This window comes from Aquabacterium sp. (assembly GCF_036279675.1).
Lineage (GTDB): Bacteria > Pseudomonadota > Gammaproteobacteria > Burkholderiales > Burkholderiaceae_C > Aquabacterium.
Window position 1 is genome coordinate 1 of the sequence record NZ_DASUIS010000120.1, and the last position, 18,827, is coordinate 18,827.

An 18,827-nucleotide genomic window follows, 5' to 3' on the forward strand; every position below is an offset into this window, starting at 1 on the left:
TTCACGCTGAAGCCTCAATGCTTCTTCCAAATGAGGCCCTGCCTCTTCAAATCGCCCGTCGTACAGCGCCACCTCAGCCAGAACGCTGTGTGCTTGAAAGACCATGCGCGCGTCCACCTCTTCCTGTTGAGAGAGGATCACCCCTGCCGCGTGTCGTGCATGAGCTTCACCTCCTGGCTCAACCCCGATGGAGGCCTGCAATAAACCCAGTTGCAGTTCGATGATCGCGCTGTTGAAGTGCTTGTCACCCAAGGCCGCCACCATCGCCTTGTAGGCGAGATTCATTTCCTGGACCGCTTGTGCAAACCGCCCGACCTGCGCCAGACTTACAGCCAGTTCATAGCGGTCTTTGGCCAGCCTGACTGAATGAGGTCCCCACAACCGCGCACGAACGGCCATCGCCTCCTCATAGCGTTCAAACGAATTCAAGTTGTCATTCTTGAGACTCAACAGGTCACCTTGTGCGACCAATGCTTCGGCCCACTGCGGACTGTCAACATGTTGTGCTTTTAGAAAGGCATACGCGGGCGATATCAGTCGCTCCGCCGTGGGCAAATCCCTCGCAATCGCAGCCATCTGACCTCTTGCGACCTGAAGCCCATAACAAACATCCGCGGGCTTCATCGACGCCGCCCTGCACAACGTCAGTCCCTTCTCCAGGCTCACCTTGGCATCGGCGATCTCCCCTCGCGCATCCTGACTGTCCGCCAGCTCCCTCAGCGCCTGCGCCTGCTCCGCCACGGGTGCCCCCAGAGCCTCCAGCTGCGTCACCCGCTGCTTGCGCAAGGCAATCGCCTCATCCGTGATCGCCAGGTTGTGCAACAACCCACCCACCACGCCCTGCAGTTCCACCCGCACCTGTGGCTGGTCCTTGAGCTGCGTGCCCAGTGCGTGGGCGCTGTTGACCAGCAACTGCTCCACCGTCTGCTGGCGTTTGCGCAAGGCGTCGGGCTGCTCCACGTCGCCGTTCTCGAACAGGCCCACCAGGAAGTCCTTGATGGCATTGGCCTTGGCCGCCTCCTGCCGGGCCTCCCGGGCCTGCCACAGGGCCACGCCCAGGCCCACGCTGAGTGCGGCCATCACGGCACCCACGGCGCTCAAGGCCCAGGCATGGCGCTGCACGTATTTGCGCGTGCGGTACCAGCGGCTGTCAGGCTGGGCGGCAATCGGCTCTTTCGCCAGATGGTGCTGGATGTCCTGCGCAAAGGCTTCGGCCGTGGCGTAGCGGCGTACCGTCTGCTTCTGCAAGGCGGTGAGCACGATCACATCGAGGTCACCCTTGAGCAGCTGATGCAGGCGCCGTGGGCTGGTGTGGAAGTGCGTGGCGAGGTCGCTGAGCGTGACGGCCGTCGGGTGGTGCGTCTGCACGTCGGCATCCAGCCAGACCTGGCTGGGACGGCGCGGGTCGGTGGCGAGGATGGCTTCTTCCAGCGCACCCCGTGTGCCCCGTGGCAGGCGGTAAGGGCGCTGGCCGGTGAGCAGCTCGAACAGGATCACGCCCAGGGCGTACACATCGCTGGCGGTGGTCAGCGGTTTGCCAGCGATCTGTTCGGGCGCGGCGTAATCGGGGGTGAGCACATGGCCGTTGTGCTGGGTCAGTTCGGTGGAGGCGGCCACCGCGCCGGTTTCGCTGTCGCGGATCAGCTTGGCGATGCCGAAGTCCAGCAGCTTGACCTCACCTTGCTCGTTGACCAGGATGTTGCTGGGCTTGAGATCGCGGTGCAACACGAGTTTGGTGTGCGCATACTGCACCGCACCGAGCACCTGCAGGAACAGGTTCAGGCGCTCATGGATGTTGAGCTGGTGCGCATCGCAATAGGCGGGCAGGGGCTGGCCTTCGATGTACTCCAGCACCATGAAAGGCAGGCCTTGCGGGGCGGTGCCCACGTCGTACAGGCGGGCGATGTGGCGGTGTTCCAGGCTGGCCAGGATATCGCGCTCACGGCGCAGGCGCTCGGCCAGCAGGGCCTGGCCCGGGCCGGCATGCGGCATCTTCAAGGCCACCTGGCGGCGGATCTGGCCATCATCGCGTTCGGCCAGCCAGACCACGCTCATGCCGCCCTGGCCCAGCGGGCGGATCAGGCGATAGGGCCCGAGCATGTCGCCCGCGAACAGGCCAGACTGGTTGCTCTGGGCGCTTTGGCCTCCGTCACTCCGATCAACATCTGACGCTGAAGCAGCAGGCACCGGCTCCAGCTTGGGCAAGGCCGCCATGAATGCGCCGCCATCGAGCTCCTGCCGGTCGGCCAGCAACTGGTGCAAGGCAGCAGCGGTCTCGTCGTCCAGGTTCTGGCGCTGCAGCCAGGCCTCGCGCTGATCGGCTGGCTGCGCCAGGGCCTCGTCCAGCAATGGCATGAGGCGGGGCCACAAGGCCATGGGGATCTTCATGGCGCGGGCCTCGAACCGGTCGTTCAGGCCTTGAGGGCGGCGAACAGGAAGCTGCGGGCGCGCTCCCAATCACGCTCGACGGTGCGGGTGCTGACAGCCAGCACTTCGGCGATCTCGGCGTTGTCCAGGCCGATGAAGTAGCGCATCTCCACCACCTTGACCAGGCGGGGGTCGATGGCACCCAGGGCCTCCAGCGCCTCATGGATGTGCAGCACCTCGTCTTCGCCGCTGGGCAGGCCCGAGGCCACGGCGGTGTCCAGGGTCACGAAGGCCATGTCGCCGCCACGGCGCTGCGCCTGTTGTTCGCGCGCGAGGTCCACCACCACCGAGCGCATCACCTTGGCCGCATACGAGAGGAAATGCGAACGGTCGTTGAGCGAGAGCTCCTCCAGCTTGAGCAGGCGCAGGTAGCACTCGTGCACCAGGGAGGTGGTGTCGAGCATCACGCGCTCGTCGGTCTTGCGCATGCGGGCCGAGGCGATGCGGCGCAGCTCGGGGTAGAGCAGATCGAACAGACGGTTGAGCGCATCGGCCTGGCCGTCCTGCGCAGCCGCCAGCAACAGTGTGACTTCTCCTACCTTGCCCATGAAACTGACTCCACAAACGCCAACAGCCACCGCACCGGGTGGCGCAGTGGCATTGTAGGGAGCTTATTGCCCTGGGGCTGTGGCGAAATCAGCCCAGGCCGGCGATGCTGGTCTTGATTTTGGTCAGTTGCTCGATGTGCTGGGTCACGGCGGTCACGGCTGCCTTGCGTGTGGCGGCATCCAGACCCGCCAGCACGCGCGGGCTCAGATGTTCATACAACTCGCCATGTTGGTTGGCCACGATTTCGTTGACGATCTGCGCCACCAGTTGAGGCCATTCGACCTTGGGAATCTTCGGGAACTGGATGGTGCCGATCTCCTTGCTGCTGCTGGTGGTGACCTTCTTGTAGATGGCCAGTGCCTGAGCGCTCTTGGCCTTGGGCACAGTGAGCGTGTTGCCCACCGGGCTGAAGCCACCGCTGTACACGAAGATCTTGTCAAACACCGCGTGGGTGCTGGTCGTCGTGATGATGATGGAATGGCTGGTGGCGCTGGTGGAGATGCTGAGCTTGGCGTACTCGGGCAGCTCCTGGTGCACGGTGGCGACCACATTGGGCGTGGCGATGGTGTCGGTGTTGATCCAGCTGTCGTTCGGCGTGGGCTGAGAGAAGTCCACAAAGTGGGTGGCTTGCGCAAAGCCGGTGTCAGGGCCGTTCGGGTCGATCACGAAGGGGATGAATCCCAGGCCATGCGGGCCCGGAGGCGAGACGCCTTCCTTGCTGTACCAGGATTGGATGGTGGCCTTGTCGATGCCGGGCACGGCCGCATTGGCCAGGAAGAAGTTGCCGGCTTCAAAGCTGAAGACCAGATCCCACACGCCGCTGTTGGGGTCGGCGAGTTTGGCCGCAATCGGCGCGGGCTGGTTCTCGGCAATGATGTCGACTTCGTGGCCGGGTACCTTGAGGTTGTTGCTGCCGAATTGCAGCGCTTGCATGGTGTACGAGATGGGCATGTTGATACTCCAGTGGTAGTTGGAGCAACGGCCCTTGAATCAAACCAGGTTGTTCACATCCGTTGCCCTCACCAAGGAATACGCAGCCTTGCCCGCCATGCCGACATGCCCGGACGCCAGCCACCCTTCAGGGGGTGTCGGGTGGGTGTCAGCTGGTCTTGAACTGCTGCAACAGCCCGCCCAGCAGCACCTCGATCATCAACTCGATGTGTCGGTCGCTCGGCACTTGAGGGAACCAGGTGTCATCCGGGCCCATGACCAGGTGGCGTGCGGTCAGCCCATGGATGCCTTCCCAGAAGATCTGGGTCATCAGGTCGATGTCGACATCCGCCTGACTGACCACCCCTGTTTGAGCCAGATCGGCCCACAGGCTGCGGCCAAAAGCGTAGGGGTCTTCAGAGGGATCGCCGTGTTGCACACGCGCCGATTCGTTGGGCGCATGCGGGCGCTGCTGCATGAACACAAAGGCGTATTCGGCCGGATGCGTGATGCCAAAGTGGATGTAGGCGCGGGCCATGCCACGGATGCGGTCCGCGGGCGCCTGATGCTCGTTGGCCGCGCTGCTCATCACCTTGGTGAGTTCCAGCAGGTCTTCGTCCATGGCCTGCGTGATCAGCATGGCCTTGTCTTCGAACAGCGAGTACACGACGGTGGTGGAGTAACCGGCCAGCTCGGCCACCTTGCGCAGCGATACGTCGCCCAGGCCACCCTTCCTGATCAGCTTGCGCACGATCTTGATGATGGCCTTGCGGCGTTGCTCTGCTTCGCGCAGCTTGCGTGTCTCTTTGGCGGATGTGGTGGCCACGAACCGGCTCTCCTGGTCTGATCCTGTCCCTGTATTACCTCGCGTTTTATGGCTCGGCGTGGACAGGGTTTGTCTGGATAACTCTCTGATTGGGCACAGCATATTCTGATAACACTGTATTTTTTTCATGCGCCGTTTCTTTTTCATGACGTCGATCAAACACGCCTTGTTCTCGCTGGCCTGGATCCCGGTGCTGCTGCTGGCGGCCTGTCATGCCTCGCCGCCCCGCGAGCCGAATGACCAGGAGGTCACCCGAGCCGAGGCCCTGCGTCCGGCGGATGCCCAGCTGGCCGCCAAGTACGAGCGCGCCTGCCAGGCCTGCCATGGCGTGCGCAGCGCAGCCCCGCTGACAGGTTTCGAGCCCGCCTGGGCGCCACGTGCGGCCAAAGGCGCCGATGTGTTGTTCCAGCACGCCCGAGACGGTTTCAACGGCATGCCCGCCAAAGGCCTGTGCAGCGACTGCACCGACGACGACCTGCGCGGCCTGATCGCCTTCATGAGCCAGCCCGCTACCCCAGCACCTTGAGCCCCATGAGCCAACCCACTTTTGAAACCGTCCTGCCCCGCCGCCAGTTCATCGCCACGGGCGCCGCAGCCACCCTGGGCAGCCTGCTGCTGGGCTCCGGCCTGCTGGAATCCGCCCACGCCGAATCGGCTGCGGGCAAGGGTGGCCCGGCCGGTGCGCTGCAATGGCACAACTGGTCTGGCGCGCAGCAGGCTCGCCCCGCCGCCTTGCCCACACCGGGCAGCGAGGCCGAGTTGCAGGCCTTGATGGCCTCCGCACAAGGCGAAGTACGCGCCTTTGGCTCTGGCCACTCCTTCACGGCACTGGTGCCCACGCCCGGCAACATCGTGTCGCTGGATCGCCTCTCGGGCATCGTGTCGGTAGACCGCACCGCCATGACGGCCACCATCCACGCCGGCACGCGTCTGGGCGTGCTGTCTCGTGCCCTGGATGCTCAGGGTCTGGCCTTGCGCAACCTGCCTGACGTGGATGTGCAGACCATTGCCGGCGCCATCTCCACCGGCACGCACGGCACGGGCATCGATCTGCCCGCCCTGCACGCCGACATCGTGGGCATGCGCATCGTCACGCCCGGCGGCAAGGTGGTGGAATTGCGCGAAGACAAAGACCGCGATCTGCTGGCAGCCGCACGCGTCTCGCTGGGCAGCCTGGGCGTGATCTCGCAAGTCACCATGCGCGTGCTGCCAGCCTACAACCTGCATCGCAAGGTCTGGCTGCGCCCCATTGAAGACCTGCTCAAACAGGCGCCTCAACTGGCGCAACAGCACCGCTGCTTCGAGATGTACTACCTGCCCTTCACGGGCTATGGCGCCGCCATCTCGCACGACATCTACACAGGCACCGAGCTGATGCTGCCCAAGCCCAGCGATGACGCCGTCATGGCCGACCTGCGCACCCTGCGCGACTGGCTGGGCCGCTTCCCGCAACTGCGCCAGTGGGCTGCGCAGAAGTTCATCGATCCCAATATGACCGACGAGGCCCGCCACCGCGCCTACCGCCTGCTGTCGTCCGTGCGGCCAATGAAGTTCAATGAATCCGAATGGCATGTGCCGCGCGAACAGGGCATTGCCTGCCTGCGCCAGATCATTGGCGCCATCGAGAAGCACAACGAGGCCTTCTTCCCCATCGAGTTCCGCTTCATCAAGGGCGACGACGCCTGGCTGAGCCCCTTCCATGGCCGTGACAGCTGCTCGATCGCCGTGCATGCGGCTGCCGATGAGCCTTATGACTACCTGATCAAGGACTGCGCCCCCATCTACCGCGCCCACCAGGGCCGCCCGCACTGGGGCAAGTTGCACGAGATGGGCTATGCCGAGCTGTCCGCCATGTACCCGCGCTGGAACGACTTCCAGACCGTGCGCAAACAGTTTGACCCGCAAGGCCGCATGCTCAACGCACACCTGCGCAAGCTGTTCGTCAAGGCTTGAGAGCGAGGTCATCCAACATGCCCATTCTCAGCAGACGCGGCTTCATCGGTGCCACCGGCATCGCGGCAGTAGCCGGTGCCATCACGCTGCGCCCTGCGGACAAGGGCGCACCTTACGAGCCCTATTTTGCGGACCTCAATCAGGCGCTGAAGGCTGCCGGCATCGCCACCCCCACCATGGTCATCGACCGTGAACGCCTGCATGCCAATGCCCGCCATGTTCAGAAACATGTGCAAGACAGGCTGCAACTGCGCCTGGTCAACAAGTCGCTGCCTTGCCTGTCCCTGCTCGATGAACTCGCCAAACTGACGGGCACCCAGCGTCAGATGGTATTCAGCCTACCCTACCTGCAACTGCTCACGCAACAACGCCCGCACAGCCAGGTCTTGCTGGGCAAGCCTTTGCCTGCAGCGGCGGCCGCGCGCTTCTATGCCGCCGCACCTACGTCAGGCTTCGATGCCAGCCGACAACTGCAATGGTTGGTCGACACGCCCGAGCGCCTGAAGCAATACCGTGATCTGGCGCGTGGCCTCAAGCAGGCTCTGCGCATCAACATCGAGATCGACGTGGGCCTGCATCGAGGCGGCGTACCCGATCTGGACGTGATGAAGCAGATGGTGCAACTGATCCAGGAAGAACCGCTGCTGCAGTGGTCCGGCCTGATGGGCTATGACGCCCACACCGAAAAGATCCCCGAAGTAGCCGGCCTGCGCGACAAGGCCCGCCTGCACTCGAAGCAGACCTACCAGCACTTTGCCGACTTCATGCGCGCCAGCCCGCTGCAAAAAGAACGCGAGATGCTCACGCTCAACACCGGCGGCTCGCCGAGCTTCAAACTGCACGATGGCAGCGGCGCCGCCAACGAAGTGGCCGTGGGCTCGGCCATGGTCAAGCCCACGGATTTCGACACGCCCTTGCTGACCGCTCTGGCACCCGCTGCCTTCATCGCCACCCCGCTGCTCAAGACCGGCCCCTTCGTGGCCCCCGATGGCGTGGAAGAACTCAGCGCCGCCGCTGGCTGGTGGGACCCCAACCAGCGCCATGCGCATTTCATCTATGGCGGCCACTGGCTGGCCCGCCCCGAATCCCCCGCAGGCCTGAGCCCCAGTGGCTTGATCGGCCCCTCGTCCAACCAGCAGATCCTGCTGGGTTCGGGCAAACAGGCCCTGCGACCTGACGATTTCGTGTTCCTGAGGCCCACCCAGAGCGAGGCCGTCTTGCAGCAGTTTGGCGACATCGCCGTGTACGAGAACGGTCGCATCACCGACATGTGGCCCGTGTTCCCGGCACAGGCCTGATCGCCGCAGTCCAAGGCGCGGCTCCGCCCGCGCCACACCGTTGTGGAGTGTATTGATGATGAAGCGTTTGCCCATCGTCGGCCTTGTCACGGCCGTCACTTGCTGGCTGTCGAGCCCGGCGGCCCATGCTGCCAGCCCCAACGACGCCAAAGGCCTCTGGCTCAGCGGCGACAAAGGCGCCGTGATCGAGTTCAAGGACTGCGCCGACACCGCAGGTGCCCTGTGCGCCACTGTGGTCTGGGACAAGGACGCCGGCACGCCGCTGGACACCTGCGGCCTGCTGATCGCCAAGCTCAAGAAGTACGACGACGAGGCGTGGCGCGACGGCTGGGTGCATGACCCGCGCAGCAAGAAGAACTACAAGGCCGCCGTGCGCGTCAACAAGGACACCCTCTCGCTGCGCGCCTTCATCGGCGCCGAGATCCTGGGCGAAACCGAAGAGATGAGCCGCGTGGCCACGCTGCCCGGTGCGGCCTGCAAATCACATTGAGATCGATCAGTTCAAAACGGAGACAAACCATGAAGTTCCAAGCCTCTCACATTGCCCTGTCCTGCAGCCTCGCTGCGCTCACGCTCACGGCCTCGTTGCCCGCCCGCGCCGCGGCGCCCGGCGAGCCAGAAATCCAGAGCTACGCCCTCGACATGGAAGCCAAGGTGCTGACGGACCGCCGCACCAACGGATTGTCCGACACCTACCGCCGCCCCGGTGCCGAGTTCACGGTCACCGCGGCGCATGAATCCGGCTTCCTGGGTTACCTGCAGCTGGGCACCGTGGCCAAGGAAAGCTTCCCTGACGGCAACAAGACCACCGCACTGGCCGCTGTGGGCTATCGCTGGGGCAAGCCCGATGGTTGGCACTTCGGCGCGGGTGCCGCACATGAGATGTTTCCCGGCTCTTCCGTTGAAGTGCATGACAACGAACTGGCCTACGCCAACGGCGACCCGGCCGAACTGATCAAGACCAATTTCGACACCACCTTTGGCTTGTTCGAATTCGGCTACGGCATCGTGGAAGCCCGCTATCTGCTGGTCTTGAGCAAGGACTTTCGCGGCAACAACACCTCGGTCGTGTGCGGCACAGCGGCGCAAATCGGCATGATTCAAAACGGCGGCGCCGACCTGTCCGAAGCCATGTCCTGCTATGAGCGCGGCTACCACAACAGCCGGGGCTCACAGTTGCTGCAAGTCGAAGCGAAGATCCCGCTCAACAGCAACACGAAGCTGTTCACACACGTGGGCTACACGGCGGTGCGCAACTTCTCCTTCCTCAACACGGTGGACTACAAACTCGGCCTGATCCACACTCGCTGGGGCTTCGACTTCGAGGCGGACATCGTGGGTGGCTCGATGCGCAACAGCTACTACGGCAACACGGCCACCACCGACGGCACATCGGTCAAGCGCATCGACAAGCCTGCGCTGATGGCCAGCATCGCCAAACGCTTCTGATCGACGCGACGGTCACAGCCCACCACCAGGAGCCCGACATGCACACACCACGCCGACTCTCCATGCTGGCCGCCACGGCCGCCACCGCATGGGCGCTCATGCCCCACCAGGGGGCCCAGGCAGCCACCGCTCAGCCCTATCAACTGGGCGTGGGCATGAGCGACATCACCGGGGAAGCGGCCGAGGTCGGCATGATGGGCTATGCCGAGCTGACGCAAAAGACAGCGGGCATCCACCAGCGCCTGCGTGCCCGCGCCTTCATCGTGCAGGATGCGGCCACGCAGAAGTCTGCCGTCATCGTCATCACGGACACAGGCCTGGTCACACAGGCCATCCACCAGGCCGTGCTCAAGCGGCTGGCCGCGAAGTACGGCACGCTGTACAACGCACAGAACGTGCTGATCAGCGCCACCCACACGCATGCCGGCCCGGGTGGCTATTCGCACTACGCGCTCTACAACATCACCATCCTGGGCTTCCAGCAAAAGACCTTCAACGCCATCGTGGACGGCATCGTGGAGGCCATTGACCAGGCCCACCAGCGCAAGGCCCCTGGCGACATCCTGCTCAACCAGGGCGAGTTGACCAATGCCAGCCGCAACCGATCCGCACCAGCCTTCCGCCTCAATGCCGCCGCAGACCGCGCCGCCTTCCCGCTGGAGATCGACCCGCTCATGAGCGTGCTGACCTTCCGCCAGGGTGGCAAGGCCGTGGGCGCGCTCAGCCTGTTCCCCACGCATGGCACGAGCATGACGAACCAGAACAAGCTCATCAGCGGTGACAACAAGGGCTATGCCGCCTACCACTGGGAGCACGATCAGGCCGGCGTGCGCTACCGCAGTGACAAGGCGCCCTTCGTGGCCGCCTTCGGCCAGACCAACCCGGGTGACATGTCACCCAACCTGAACCTCAAGCCAGGCAGCGGCCCCACGGAAGACGAGTTCGAAAACACCCGCATCATCGGCCAGCGTCAGGCGGACAAGGCGTTGAGCCTGTCGGCGCAATCCACCACCTTGTTGCAAGGTGCGGTGGACTACCGCATGCGCTATGTGGACATGAGTCAGGTCACCGTGTCCGGCGCGTACACGCCTGATGGCAAGGCGCACACCACCTGCCCCGCCGCGCTGGGCACCAGCTTTGCCGCAGGCAGTGAAGAAGATGGGCCCGGCCCCGGCATTGCGAAGGAGGGGCAATCCAACCCCTTCCTCGCAGCGGTAGGCGGCCTCGTGTTCTGGCCTTCTGAAACGCTGCGCCAATGCCATGGGGTCAAGGAAGTGGTGATTCCCGTGGGCGACATGAAGCCCTATCCATGGGCACCGGAGGTCCTGCCCTTGCAACTCCTGCGCGTGGGGCAACTCTACCTGGCCACACTGCCGGGTGAACCCACCATCATGTCCGGCTACCGCATCCGCCGTCAGCTGGCCCGTACGCTGGGCGTGGACATCAAGCAGGTGCTGGTATTGGGCTACACCAACGCCTACACCGAGTACATCACCACGCCTGAGGAATACAGCCTTCAGGACTACGAAGGTGGCAGCACCCTGTTTGGCCCCTACACCCAACCCGCGTATCAACAGGAGCTCGACAAACTGGCGCAAGACATGGTCAGCGGTGCACCCACCATCAACAAGCTGCAACCCCGTGACCTGAGCAACAGCCAGCTCAACTTCCAGACCGGCGTGGTGATGGACCTGCCCGCCTTCGGCAAGCGCTTCGGCAGTGTGCTCAAGGATGCATCGGGCAGCTACAAGGTGGGCGACACCGTGAGCGTGCGTTTCCAGACTGGTCATCCCAAGAACAACCTGCGTCGCCATGGCAGCTTCCTGGAAGTGCAACGCCAGGTGAATGGCAACTGGGTGGCCGTGGCCGATGATGGCGACTGGTCCACCCGCTACCGCTGGACGCGCACCTTTGGCGCCGAGTCGGCCGCAGACATCAGCTGGACCATTCCCGCAGATACGCCGGCCGGCAGCTACCGCATCGTGCACTACGGCGATGCCAGGAACCTGATCGGCACGGTCACCGCGTTCACCGGCACATCCGGTGTCTTCCAGGTTCTGGCCAACTGATGTGAACAAGCAAGGCGCACGATCACAACCACAAGGTGACGGTCGTGCCCTTGCCCAGTTCACTGCGCACCTGCATGCGCCCGCCCATCAGCTCCATCAGTTCCTTGACAATGCTGACCCCCAGGCCGGTACCAGGAATGTTGCCCGACTTGTCGGCGCGGAAGAAGCGCTCGCCCAATCTGGCCACGTGCTCGGCTGACAGGCCCAGCCCCTGGTCTTCGATCTCGACGGCAAAGCGGTGGCGCCCCTGCTCGGCATCGGCCACCAGATAGCGCACATACACGGGCCCACCATCCGGCGAATACTTGTAGGCATTGGACAGGATGTTGAGCACCGCCTGCTGCATCTTGTGCTCGTCCACATGCACCGGCATGGGCAACAGGGGCTCGTCCACCAAAGGCGCATCGCGCCCAGCCGGCGCCTTGAAATCGGCGATCACGGCGTTGACGACATCAGCCAGATCCACCGTCTCCAGCTTGAAGTCCTGACCACGACGGGCTTCGATGCGCGCCAGATCCAGCAACTCGTTGAGGATGGCCGCCATGGACTGGCTCTGGCGGTACACGCTGTTGAGCATATCCTTGCGCGCCGACTCTTTCAGATCACGTGTCAGCATCAGCTCGGTGAAGCCCAGGATGCTGACCATGGGTGTGCGCAACTCGTGCGCCGCCATGGACAGGAACTCCGACTTCATCTGATCCAGCGTGTGCTGCTTGGTCACATCGCACACATACAGCACCCGGCTGACGGCGACCGATTCACTGCGCTGCCCGCTGAGCGACAGCACCAAACGCTGCGGTGAGGACACCACCAACAACTGCTCCTTGGCCGCAGCGGTTTGCCCGGGCTCCTTGAAGCAGGCGTCCAGGCCCTCATAGGTCGATCCATCCAGGGCCAGCGATGTCAGGCGCGCGTCCAGCTGTGCCGCCTCCAGCCCGATCACCTGGCTGGGCTTGAGCCCCGTCAGGTTCATGAAGGCCTGATTGGCAAACAACACCTGCCCCTCCTTGCCAAAGGTGACAAGGCCATCCGCGCTGAGTGCAAAGATGGCACTCAACTGGTCGTTCTGCTCGGCCAACTGGCGTTCATGCGCCTTCTGCTGCCGCAGACCGTCTTCGATCAGCATCATCTGCTGGCGCAGCAACATGGATGCCTCGTTCAAGGACGCGCCCAACTCGACCACTTCCACCGGACCGGGGCTGATGTCCATCTGCCGGCCTTCCGCATTGACCAGTTCGGTGGCAAAGCGCCGCGCTTCATTGAGCGACTGCAGGGGCTTGCGCAGAAACAAGGCCAACAAAGTGGCACACAAGGTCACGGCCATCACGGCCACCACCAGGGTATTGCGCCAGATGCGTTTGCGCAAGTCGGCCAGGGCGTCAGCCCGGTAGTCCAGGTGAACCCAGCCGATGACCTGGTGCGTCTGGATCGGATACCAGACCGAGATCTCGCCACGCGCCTCGTCGGTCACCATGGACGTATCGGCGCGGGTCGGTACAGCCGCGACTTGCGAAGGAGGGTCGAACACAAGACGAGGTGCTTGGGCGCGCCCTCTCTCCACGTGGCTGAGCGTCTGCCCCGAGGCATTGAACACGCGCAGGCGCCGTATCTCATCGAAGTCTGCCGAGCGCAGCACGAGCTCTTCGAGCTGATCCAGGCTGTCGGTCAGGATGAGGTTGCCGCTGGCAATCGCCACATTGCGCGCCATGGACTGCGCCTGCCCTTCATGCCCTCGCAATGCAATCGAGGCTTGCTCGGAAGCGGTATAGCCACCGAGCAGCCCCAAGGCCAGCACCAGGGCCATGGACACCATCAGCACCAGTTGATGATGCAGGCGCCTGGGCCACAGCCAGCGCTTGATCACATCGGTGAGGCGTGAGGTGTCCATCATGGGCTCGCGTCAGGTGCTATTCCAGATAGCGTTCCAGGCGGTACTTCTCCAGCACCTGGTAGTCGCGCACATGGTCGGCCGCAACGGGGTTGCTCATGGGCACGTCCTTGAACACGGCACTCATCTCGGGGTCACTGGCCAGCTTCAGCATCGCGGCCTTCACCGCCTGCTGCACCTTCACCGGCACACGAGGATGCGCACTCATAGGATGGGGGGCAGCACCGGGTGTCTCCATCAGGACACGCAACATGGCGCGCACTTCCGGAGGCTCCTTGTCCAGGGTGGCCCGCAAGCCGCCAGAAGCGGCCGTCTTGCCGACAATGGTCTGCCTGTACGCATTGGTGTGCGTCTTGGCGTACATCGGTGTGATGTTGACCTTGTCGAGCTCCGCCAGCTGCGCGCGGATCATCAGTGAAGCACCAAAGGCGTTGGGCGCCGGAAAGGCCAGGGTCTTGCCTTCCAGCTCCTTGACGGACTTGATCGGGTCATCCTGACGAACCACCAGCAGGCCCGTCAGCAGCTTGCTGTCACGCACCAGGGGTACATAGCCTTGCGCCTTGTAGGCCATCACCTGGTGATAAGGATTCATGTAGGCAAAGTCGGGCTTGCCTGTCATCACCTCATCTTCAAAGGCGGGGATGTCCTTCGCAACTTTGAGCGTGAGCGTCACACCGGCTTCCTGGCCCACACGCTCCAGAATGGGCACCCACACGCGGCTGATCTCCACAGCCTGGAACTGGGGGACGACTGCCACTGAATAAACGGGCCTTGCAGCGGTGTCCGCCCATGCTTGCGGCGCAATGGCAGCACAGACGGCGAACATGGCCAGCACGCCCCAAACGTGGCGGCGGCTCATTCGACGTAGCTTGACGTGCAACATGTGTCCTCCTCGGACTTCACCTTGAATCGATTGTCGGCAGATCCGAGGTTCAGCAGGAGGGCGCGTCACCCCACGCGGCTCGCGGGAATGCCCACTATTGCGCGTTCTTTCAGATTGACTGAAACGCCAAGGGTTTCAAAGGCAGGGGAGCCTCAGCGCGTCGCCACCACGGCATCGCCATCGCGGGTCGCCGCCCCCGCCCGCACCAGCTCCTGCGCCATGAAGGCCGCCATCGCTTCGGGGTCATGCGGATAGTGCGCCTGCATGGCGACATTGCCTTCGATGCTCGCACGCACCATGTCGGTCAGGTCGGCCAAGGTCAGCCGCCGCGCTTCCAGCAGCTTGAAGGCCAGCAGCACCTTGAGGGCGTTGTCCGAATTGCGGCGCGGCTCGGCCATGAACCAGTCGATGCGTGAATGCGCCGCCTGCAGGCTGGCCGCCACATCGGTGAACGGCGCACCATGGCCCGGGATCACCAGCCGCGGCTTCAAGGTACCGATCAGATCGAGCGTGGCCTTTTGCTGCGCAAAGCCAGGGATGCCCGCCAGCTCGGGAAAGATCACGCCAAAGCCCTTCTGCCACAGCGCATCGGCCGACAACAGGATGCCCAGGCGCTCGGACCACAGCATGACCATGGCGTGGTCGTGCCCGGCGGCAGGCAGCACGGTCCAGTCCTCGCCACCCAGGTGCAAGGTCTCGTGCGGGTGGATCAGGCGGTCGTAGCTGAAACGGGGGCACTGCTGGCTGGTGCGGCGGTAGCTGAGACGTTCTTCGTCCCAGCTGTCCACCAGTTCGGCTTCGCCAGGCGGGATCCAGACCTCGCAGCCATGCAGCACTTTGAGTTGCGCATTGCCGCCGGCATGATCCGAATGAATGTGGGTGTTGACGATGCGCACCAGGGGCCTGCCTTCACGCGCTTCGTCGATCAGGCGGATGGTGTCGTCGATGTGGGTGACATAGCCTGTGTCCACGACGGAAGCCCCGTCATCGTCCAGAAAGACGATGTTGTTGGACGAGAGCCACCCGCGCTCCAGAACGCGGATGCTGTCAGGCAAGGTCATGCAGTGTCACCCCGCACCCGGTACAACGGTGCGCGGAGCGATCATAGGGCAGGGCGAACGCCCTTGCCCTCGTGAGGTCAGGAATGGTGCCTGGCGCGACCGCCACGTACCTTGGCAGCGGTCATGCAGGGCACGGGCACATGGGCCTCAGGTTGCGCATGCAAACGCTCCCAGTAATCCACGGCCTTGGCCACCCATTCGCAGTATTCCGGATCTTCAGGCGCGTAATAGGGGATGCCGCGCGCGGTAAAGGCCTCCAGCTCGTCGGCAACCGGGTTGGCGCGGGATTCTTCCAGCTCCAGCTCCAGGGCGTGCATGGCGTGAACGCGCTCAATGGCACGGGGGGCCATCAGTTGTTCGCGCAGGGCTTGGGCAGTGGTTTTTTGACCCATGGTCAGACTCTCCGGTGAATGCAATGGCTATATCGACATCGGCCACTACCCGGACAGCTTGAGCCCCCACCAGCGCTTGAAAACCCGAAACAAAGCCCGGAGCGTGCGCCAGTTCACGAACGGTTACGGGAAGGCCGGGATTGGTTACAGCAGGTTGCACATACACCCCAAGGGGGTGGACGTCGCCAGGGGTGTTCAACCTGAAAATCGCCGCTCAGATCTGAACAAACACGAAACACAGCAGGGAGCCCGACACATGGGGCTGGAATCTTCCTTTTTGCAAGGCGGGCTCGATGGCGCTCGCTCCGCCGTGGGCTCACGCCTCCAATCGGCCGTGCACGACACATTCGGCGGCTTGCTCGATGGCGCACTGGCGGCCATCCTCGGCCAGTGGGGCAGCGAGACACGCCTCTACACCCTGAGCGCCCCCAGCAGCGAGCGCAGCCTGCCGGCTGACCTGATGGTTGAAAGCTTTGCGTTGCACGAGGCGGTGTCCGAGCCGTTTTCGCTCTACATCAACGCCCTGGTGCTCAACAGCCACGTCGAACTCAAGCAGCTCTACGCCCGCCCCCTCACCCTGCAGACCACCCTGGCCGACGGCAGCCGCGCCCGACGCAGCGGCTACGTCACCGAAGCCCGCTCGCTCGAAGCCGATGGCGGCTTTGCCCGCAAAGGCTTGCTGGTGCAACCCTGGATCGCGCTGCTGGGCCACACGCTCAACAGCCGCGTCTGGCAGGACAAGTCCGTCATCGAGATCGTGGAAGACGTCTTCGCCGACCACGACACCATCGCCGCCTGGAAATGGGACGATGACGTCGAACGTGATGTGGCTGAAGGCCTGTTTGCCCGCAATGCAGGCCGCCGCGCCTGTTGCGTGCAATACCGCGAAAGCGATCTGGCCTTCGTGCAACGCCTGCTGGCCGAAGAAGGCATCTGCTGGCGCGTGGAGGAAGACGAAGCTGCACCGGGCGGCCACACCCTCGTCTTCTTCACCAACAGCGCCCGGCAGCCGCAAGACGCCATCAGCGCCAGCAGCCTGGGTGGCGCCGGCATCCGCTTCCACCGCAGCAGCAGCCAGGAAGCACAAGACAGCATCCAGGCCCTGGGCAGCATGCGCCAGCTCGGCCCCACGGCCACCATCGTTCAAGGCTGGGATTACAAAGCCAACGCCGCCATCACGGCCGATGCCCCCACCGCCCACGACTGGGGTGGCAGCGAAGCCACCAGCCTGCAAAGCTGGCTCACCAGCTACGACCCCACCGGCGACTTCCTCTTCGGCAACCAGGCCGAAGCCCAATTTGCCGCCACCCGCCTCCAAGAAGCCCACGAGGCCCGCTACAAGACCTGGCTGGGCCGTGGCACCGTGCGCACCTTGCGTGCCGGCACCTGGTTTGCGGTCACCCAATCGACGCTGGATCCGCTTTCGGCCTTCGGCCTGGGCGATGAAGACAAGCAGTTCTTCGTCACCCGCTGCGATGTGGTCGGCATCAACAACCTGCCCAAGGACCTGAGCGACCGCATCGCCAAAACGCTGGGCGAAGCCGATCTGCCGGCGCTGGGCGACGCTACCGGTGGCCGCGACCACATCCCCGTTGACCACGCCACCCTGCACGCCCAGGCCGGCCAAAGCGGCTTTGCCTGCCAGTTCCAGGCCTTGCGCCGCAACGTGCCCTGGCGTGCCGTGCTGATGGACGACACCGGCCTGCGCCCGCGCCCCAGGCCGACCGCCCTGGGCCCGCAAACCGCCATCGTGGTGGGCCCGGATGGCAGCGTCAACGCCAGCGGGGCCGACGAGCTCTACACCGACCAGCTCGGCCGCGTGAAGGTCAAGTTCCACTGGCAGGCCAACGCCTTTGCGCCCCAGCGTGCCAACATTGACCATAGCTGCTGGCTGCGCGTCATGCAGCGCCTGGCCGGCCCTGGCATGGGCCACCAGTTCATCCCCCGTATCGGGCAGGAAGTACTGGTTGGCTTCCTGGGCAACGACATCGACCGCCCCTTCGTGATGGCGGCGCTCTACAACGGCCGCGGCGAATCTGGCGTGCCCCGCACACCTGGTGGCCAGGCCGCCGAGGCCGACACCGCCGCCCTGGCCGAATCCACCGACCACCGCCCCAGCAGCCAGATGAACCTGGTGGGCGCAGGCTCGGGCGGCAACAGCCCGGCCTGGCACGGTGCGGCACCCAACGCCGCCACCGAAGGCAGTTCGGGCCAGAACAACGCAGCGGCACTCAGCGGCGTCAAGAGCAAGGAATTCGGCGGCAGCGGCTACAACCAGCTCGTGTTCGACGATACCCCTGGCCAGTTGCGCACGCAGTTGCACAGCACCCAGAGCCAGACCTGGCTGCAAATGGGCCACCTGCTGCACCAGGCCGACAACCACCGCGGATCTTTCCGGGGCCAGGGCTTCGAGCTGCGCACCGACGCCTGGGGCGGCCTGCGTGCCGCACGCGGCGTGATGCTCAGCACCTTTGGTTTAGGCAACGGCCTGGGCCAGACCAACACCCCAGCTGGTGACAATGCCCCTGGCATGGCCCTGGCCAAACAGGCACAGCAACTGGCCAGCACCTTCCACCAGGCTGCCGGTACCCACCAGACCGTAGGCCTGGCCACGGCAGCAGGCAGCCTGGGTGGCAACAAGAGCACCCTTGATGACAAGGCCGCGCCTGCTGCAGCGCTCACCAGAAGCCTGAGCGGCATGGTCAGCACCAGCAGCCTACCCAACGCCCAAGCCGACGCTGCTGACAAAGCCACCGGCACCGGCCAGAGCAAGGTGCCCCACATGGCCGACCCCAACATCGCCCTGGTGGGCAAAGCCGGCATTGGCCTGACGGCAGGCCAGGACCTGCACCTGAGCGCACAAGACACCACCCAGATCGCCAGCGGGCAGGACACGCACTTCGCCGTGGGCGGCCAGGCGCGCATCCACACCGGGCAGGCCATTGGCTTGTTGGCGGGTGCCATTCAGCCGGGCTCGGAAGCCGCAGGCAAAGGCCTGACCGTGATCGCCGCACAAGGGCCGATCGACATGCAGGCTCAGGCTGGCCCGGCGCAGATCGCGGCCAAGCAGGAGCTGCAGTTGAAGACGGCGAGTGGGGTGGT

15 protein-coding genes are annotated in these 18,827 nt (G+C 64.3%); 7 read left to right on the forward strand and 8 right to left on the reverse strand.

Annotated features, from left to right (window positions below; genetic code table 11):
* The 4 genes from VFW93_RS13970 to VFW93_RS13985 form a co-directional block, all read right to left on the reverse strand.
* Window positions 1-2,388, reverse strand: a 2,388-nt coding sequence (locus VFW93_RS13970) for a serine/threonine-protein kinase (RefSeq protein WP_329694598.1), incomplete at its 3' end; no start/stop codon positions are given.
* Between the two features lie 23 nt (window positions 2,389-2,411).
* The gene (locus tag VFW93_RS13975) at window positions 2,412-2,975 is read right to left on the reverse strand and encodes an ECF-type sigma factor (protein ID WP_329694599.1); all 564 of its coding nucleotides are present in this window, start codon (window positions 2,973-2,975) and stop codon (window positions 2,412-2,414) included.
* Between the two features lie 88 nt (window positions 2,976-3,063).
* Entirely contained in the window at window positions 3,064-3,927 is an 864-nt protein-coding gene (locus tag VFW93_RS13980; RefSeq protein WP_329694600.1) for a hypothetical protein, read from the reverse strand.
* A gap of 148 nt (window positions 3,928-4,075) precedes the next feature.
* Window positions 4,076-4,732 (reverse strand): TetR/AcrR family transcriptional regulator, encoded by a 657-nt coding sequence (locus VFW93_RS13985; protein WP_329694601.1) that lies wholly within the window; start codon window positions 4,730-4,732, stop codon window positions 4,076-4,078.
* A 145-nt stretch (window positions 4,733-4,877) separates the two neighbouring features.
* On the opposite strand from VFW93_RS13985, the gene VFW93_RS13990 reads away from it, so the two are divergent.
* From VFW93_RS13990 to VFW93_RS14015, 6 genes are read left to right on the forward strand one after another with little or no spacing between them, the layout of a single operon-like run.
* Complete coding sequence (locus VFW93_RS13990; RefSeq protein ID WP_329694602.1) at window positions 4,878-5,258, forward strand: c-type cytochrome; 381 nt, start codon at window positions 4,878-4,880, stop codon at window positions 5,256-5,258.
* Between the two features lie 5 nt (window positions 5,259-5,263).
* Window positions 5,264-6,685 carry a D-arabinono-1,4-lactone oxidase gene (locus VFW93_RS13995; protein ID WP_329694603.1) on the forward strand — a complete coding sequence of 474 codons (1,422 nt, stop codon included), beginning with the start codon at window positions 5,264-5,266 and terminating at the stop codon, window positions 6,683-6,685.
* 17 nt (window positions 6,686-6,702) lie between these two features.
* Window positions 6,703-7,983: an alanine racemase gene (locus tag VFW93_RS14000; RefSeq protein ID WP_329694604.1), complete on the forward strand. Its 1,281-nt coding sequence runs from the start codon at window positions 6,703-6,705 to the stop codon at window positions 7,981-7,983.
* A 55-nt stretch (window positions 7,984-8,038) separates the two neighbouring features.
* Window positions 8,039-8,473, forward strand: coding sequence for a DUF2147 domain-containing protein (locus tag VFW93_RS14005; RefSeq protein ID WP_329694605.1), 435 nt, complete (start codon window positions 8,039-8,041; stop codon window positions 8,471-8,473).
* A gap of 29 nt (window positions 8,474-8,502) precedes the next feature.
* Window positions 8,503-9,432, forward strand: coding sequence for a hypothetical protein (locus VFW93_RS14010; RefSeq protein ID WP_329694606.1), 930 nt, complete (start codon window positions 8,503-8,505; stop codon window positions 9,430-9,432).
* Between the two features lie 38 nt (window positions 9,433-9,470).
* Window positions 9,471-11,501, forward strand: a complete 2,031-nt coding sequence (locus VFW93_RS14015; RefSeq protein ID WP_329694607.1) for a neutral/alkaline ceramidase — start codon at window positions 9,471-9,473, stop codon at window positions 11,499-11,501.
* Between the two features lie 22 nt (window positions 11,502-11,523).
* Here VFW93_RS14015 and VFW93_RS14020 read toward each other — a convergent pair whose 3' ends face one another.
* The 4 genes from VFW93_RS14020 to VFW93_RS14035 all read right to left on the reverse strand — a co-directional run bounded on the left by VFW93_RS14020 (window position 11,524) and on the right by VFW93_RS14035 (window position 15,725).
* The gene (locus VFW93_RS14020) at window positions 11,524-13,389 is read right to left on the reverse strand and encodes a sensor histidine kinase (protein ID WP_329694608.1); all 1,866 of its coding nucleotides are present in this window, start codon (window positions 13,387-13,389) and stop codon (window positions 11,524-11,526) included.
* 19 nt (window positions 13,390-13,408) lie between these two features.
* Window positions 13,409-14,248 carry a phosphate/phosphite/phosphonate ABC transporter substrate-binding protein gene (locus VFW93_RS14025; RefSeq protein ID WP_329694609.1) on the reverse strand — a complete coding sequence of 280 codons (840 nt, stop codon included), beginning with the start codon at window positions 14,246-14,248 and terminating at the stop codon, window positions 13,409-13,411.
* A gap of 176 nt (window positions 14,249-14,424) precedes the next feature.
* Window positions 14,425-15,333, reverse strand: coding sequence for an MBL fold metallo-hydrolase (locus VFW93_RS14030; RefSeq protein WP_329694610.1), 909 nt, complete (start codon window positions 15,331-15,333; stop codon window positions 14,425-14,427).
* A 77-nt stretch (window positions 15,334-15,410) separates the two neighbouring features.
* On the reverse strand, window positions 15,411-15,725 hold the full coding sequence (locus VFW93_RS14035; protein ID WP_290675197.1) for a hypothetical protein: 315 nt from the start codon (window positions 15,723-15,725) through the stop codon (window positions 15,411-15,413).
* Between the two features lie 256 nt (window positions 15,726-15,981).
* Between VFW93_RS14035 and VFW93_RS14040 the strand changes: the two genes are divergently transcribed.
* Window positions 15,982-18,827: type VI secretion system Vgr family protein (locus VFW93_RS14040; RefSeq protein WP_329694611.1), on the forward strand; the 2,846-nt coding region annotated here is incomplete at its 3' end.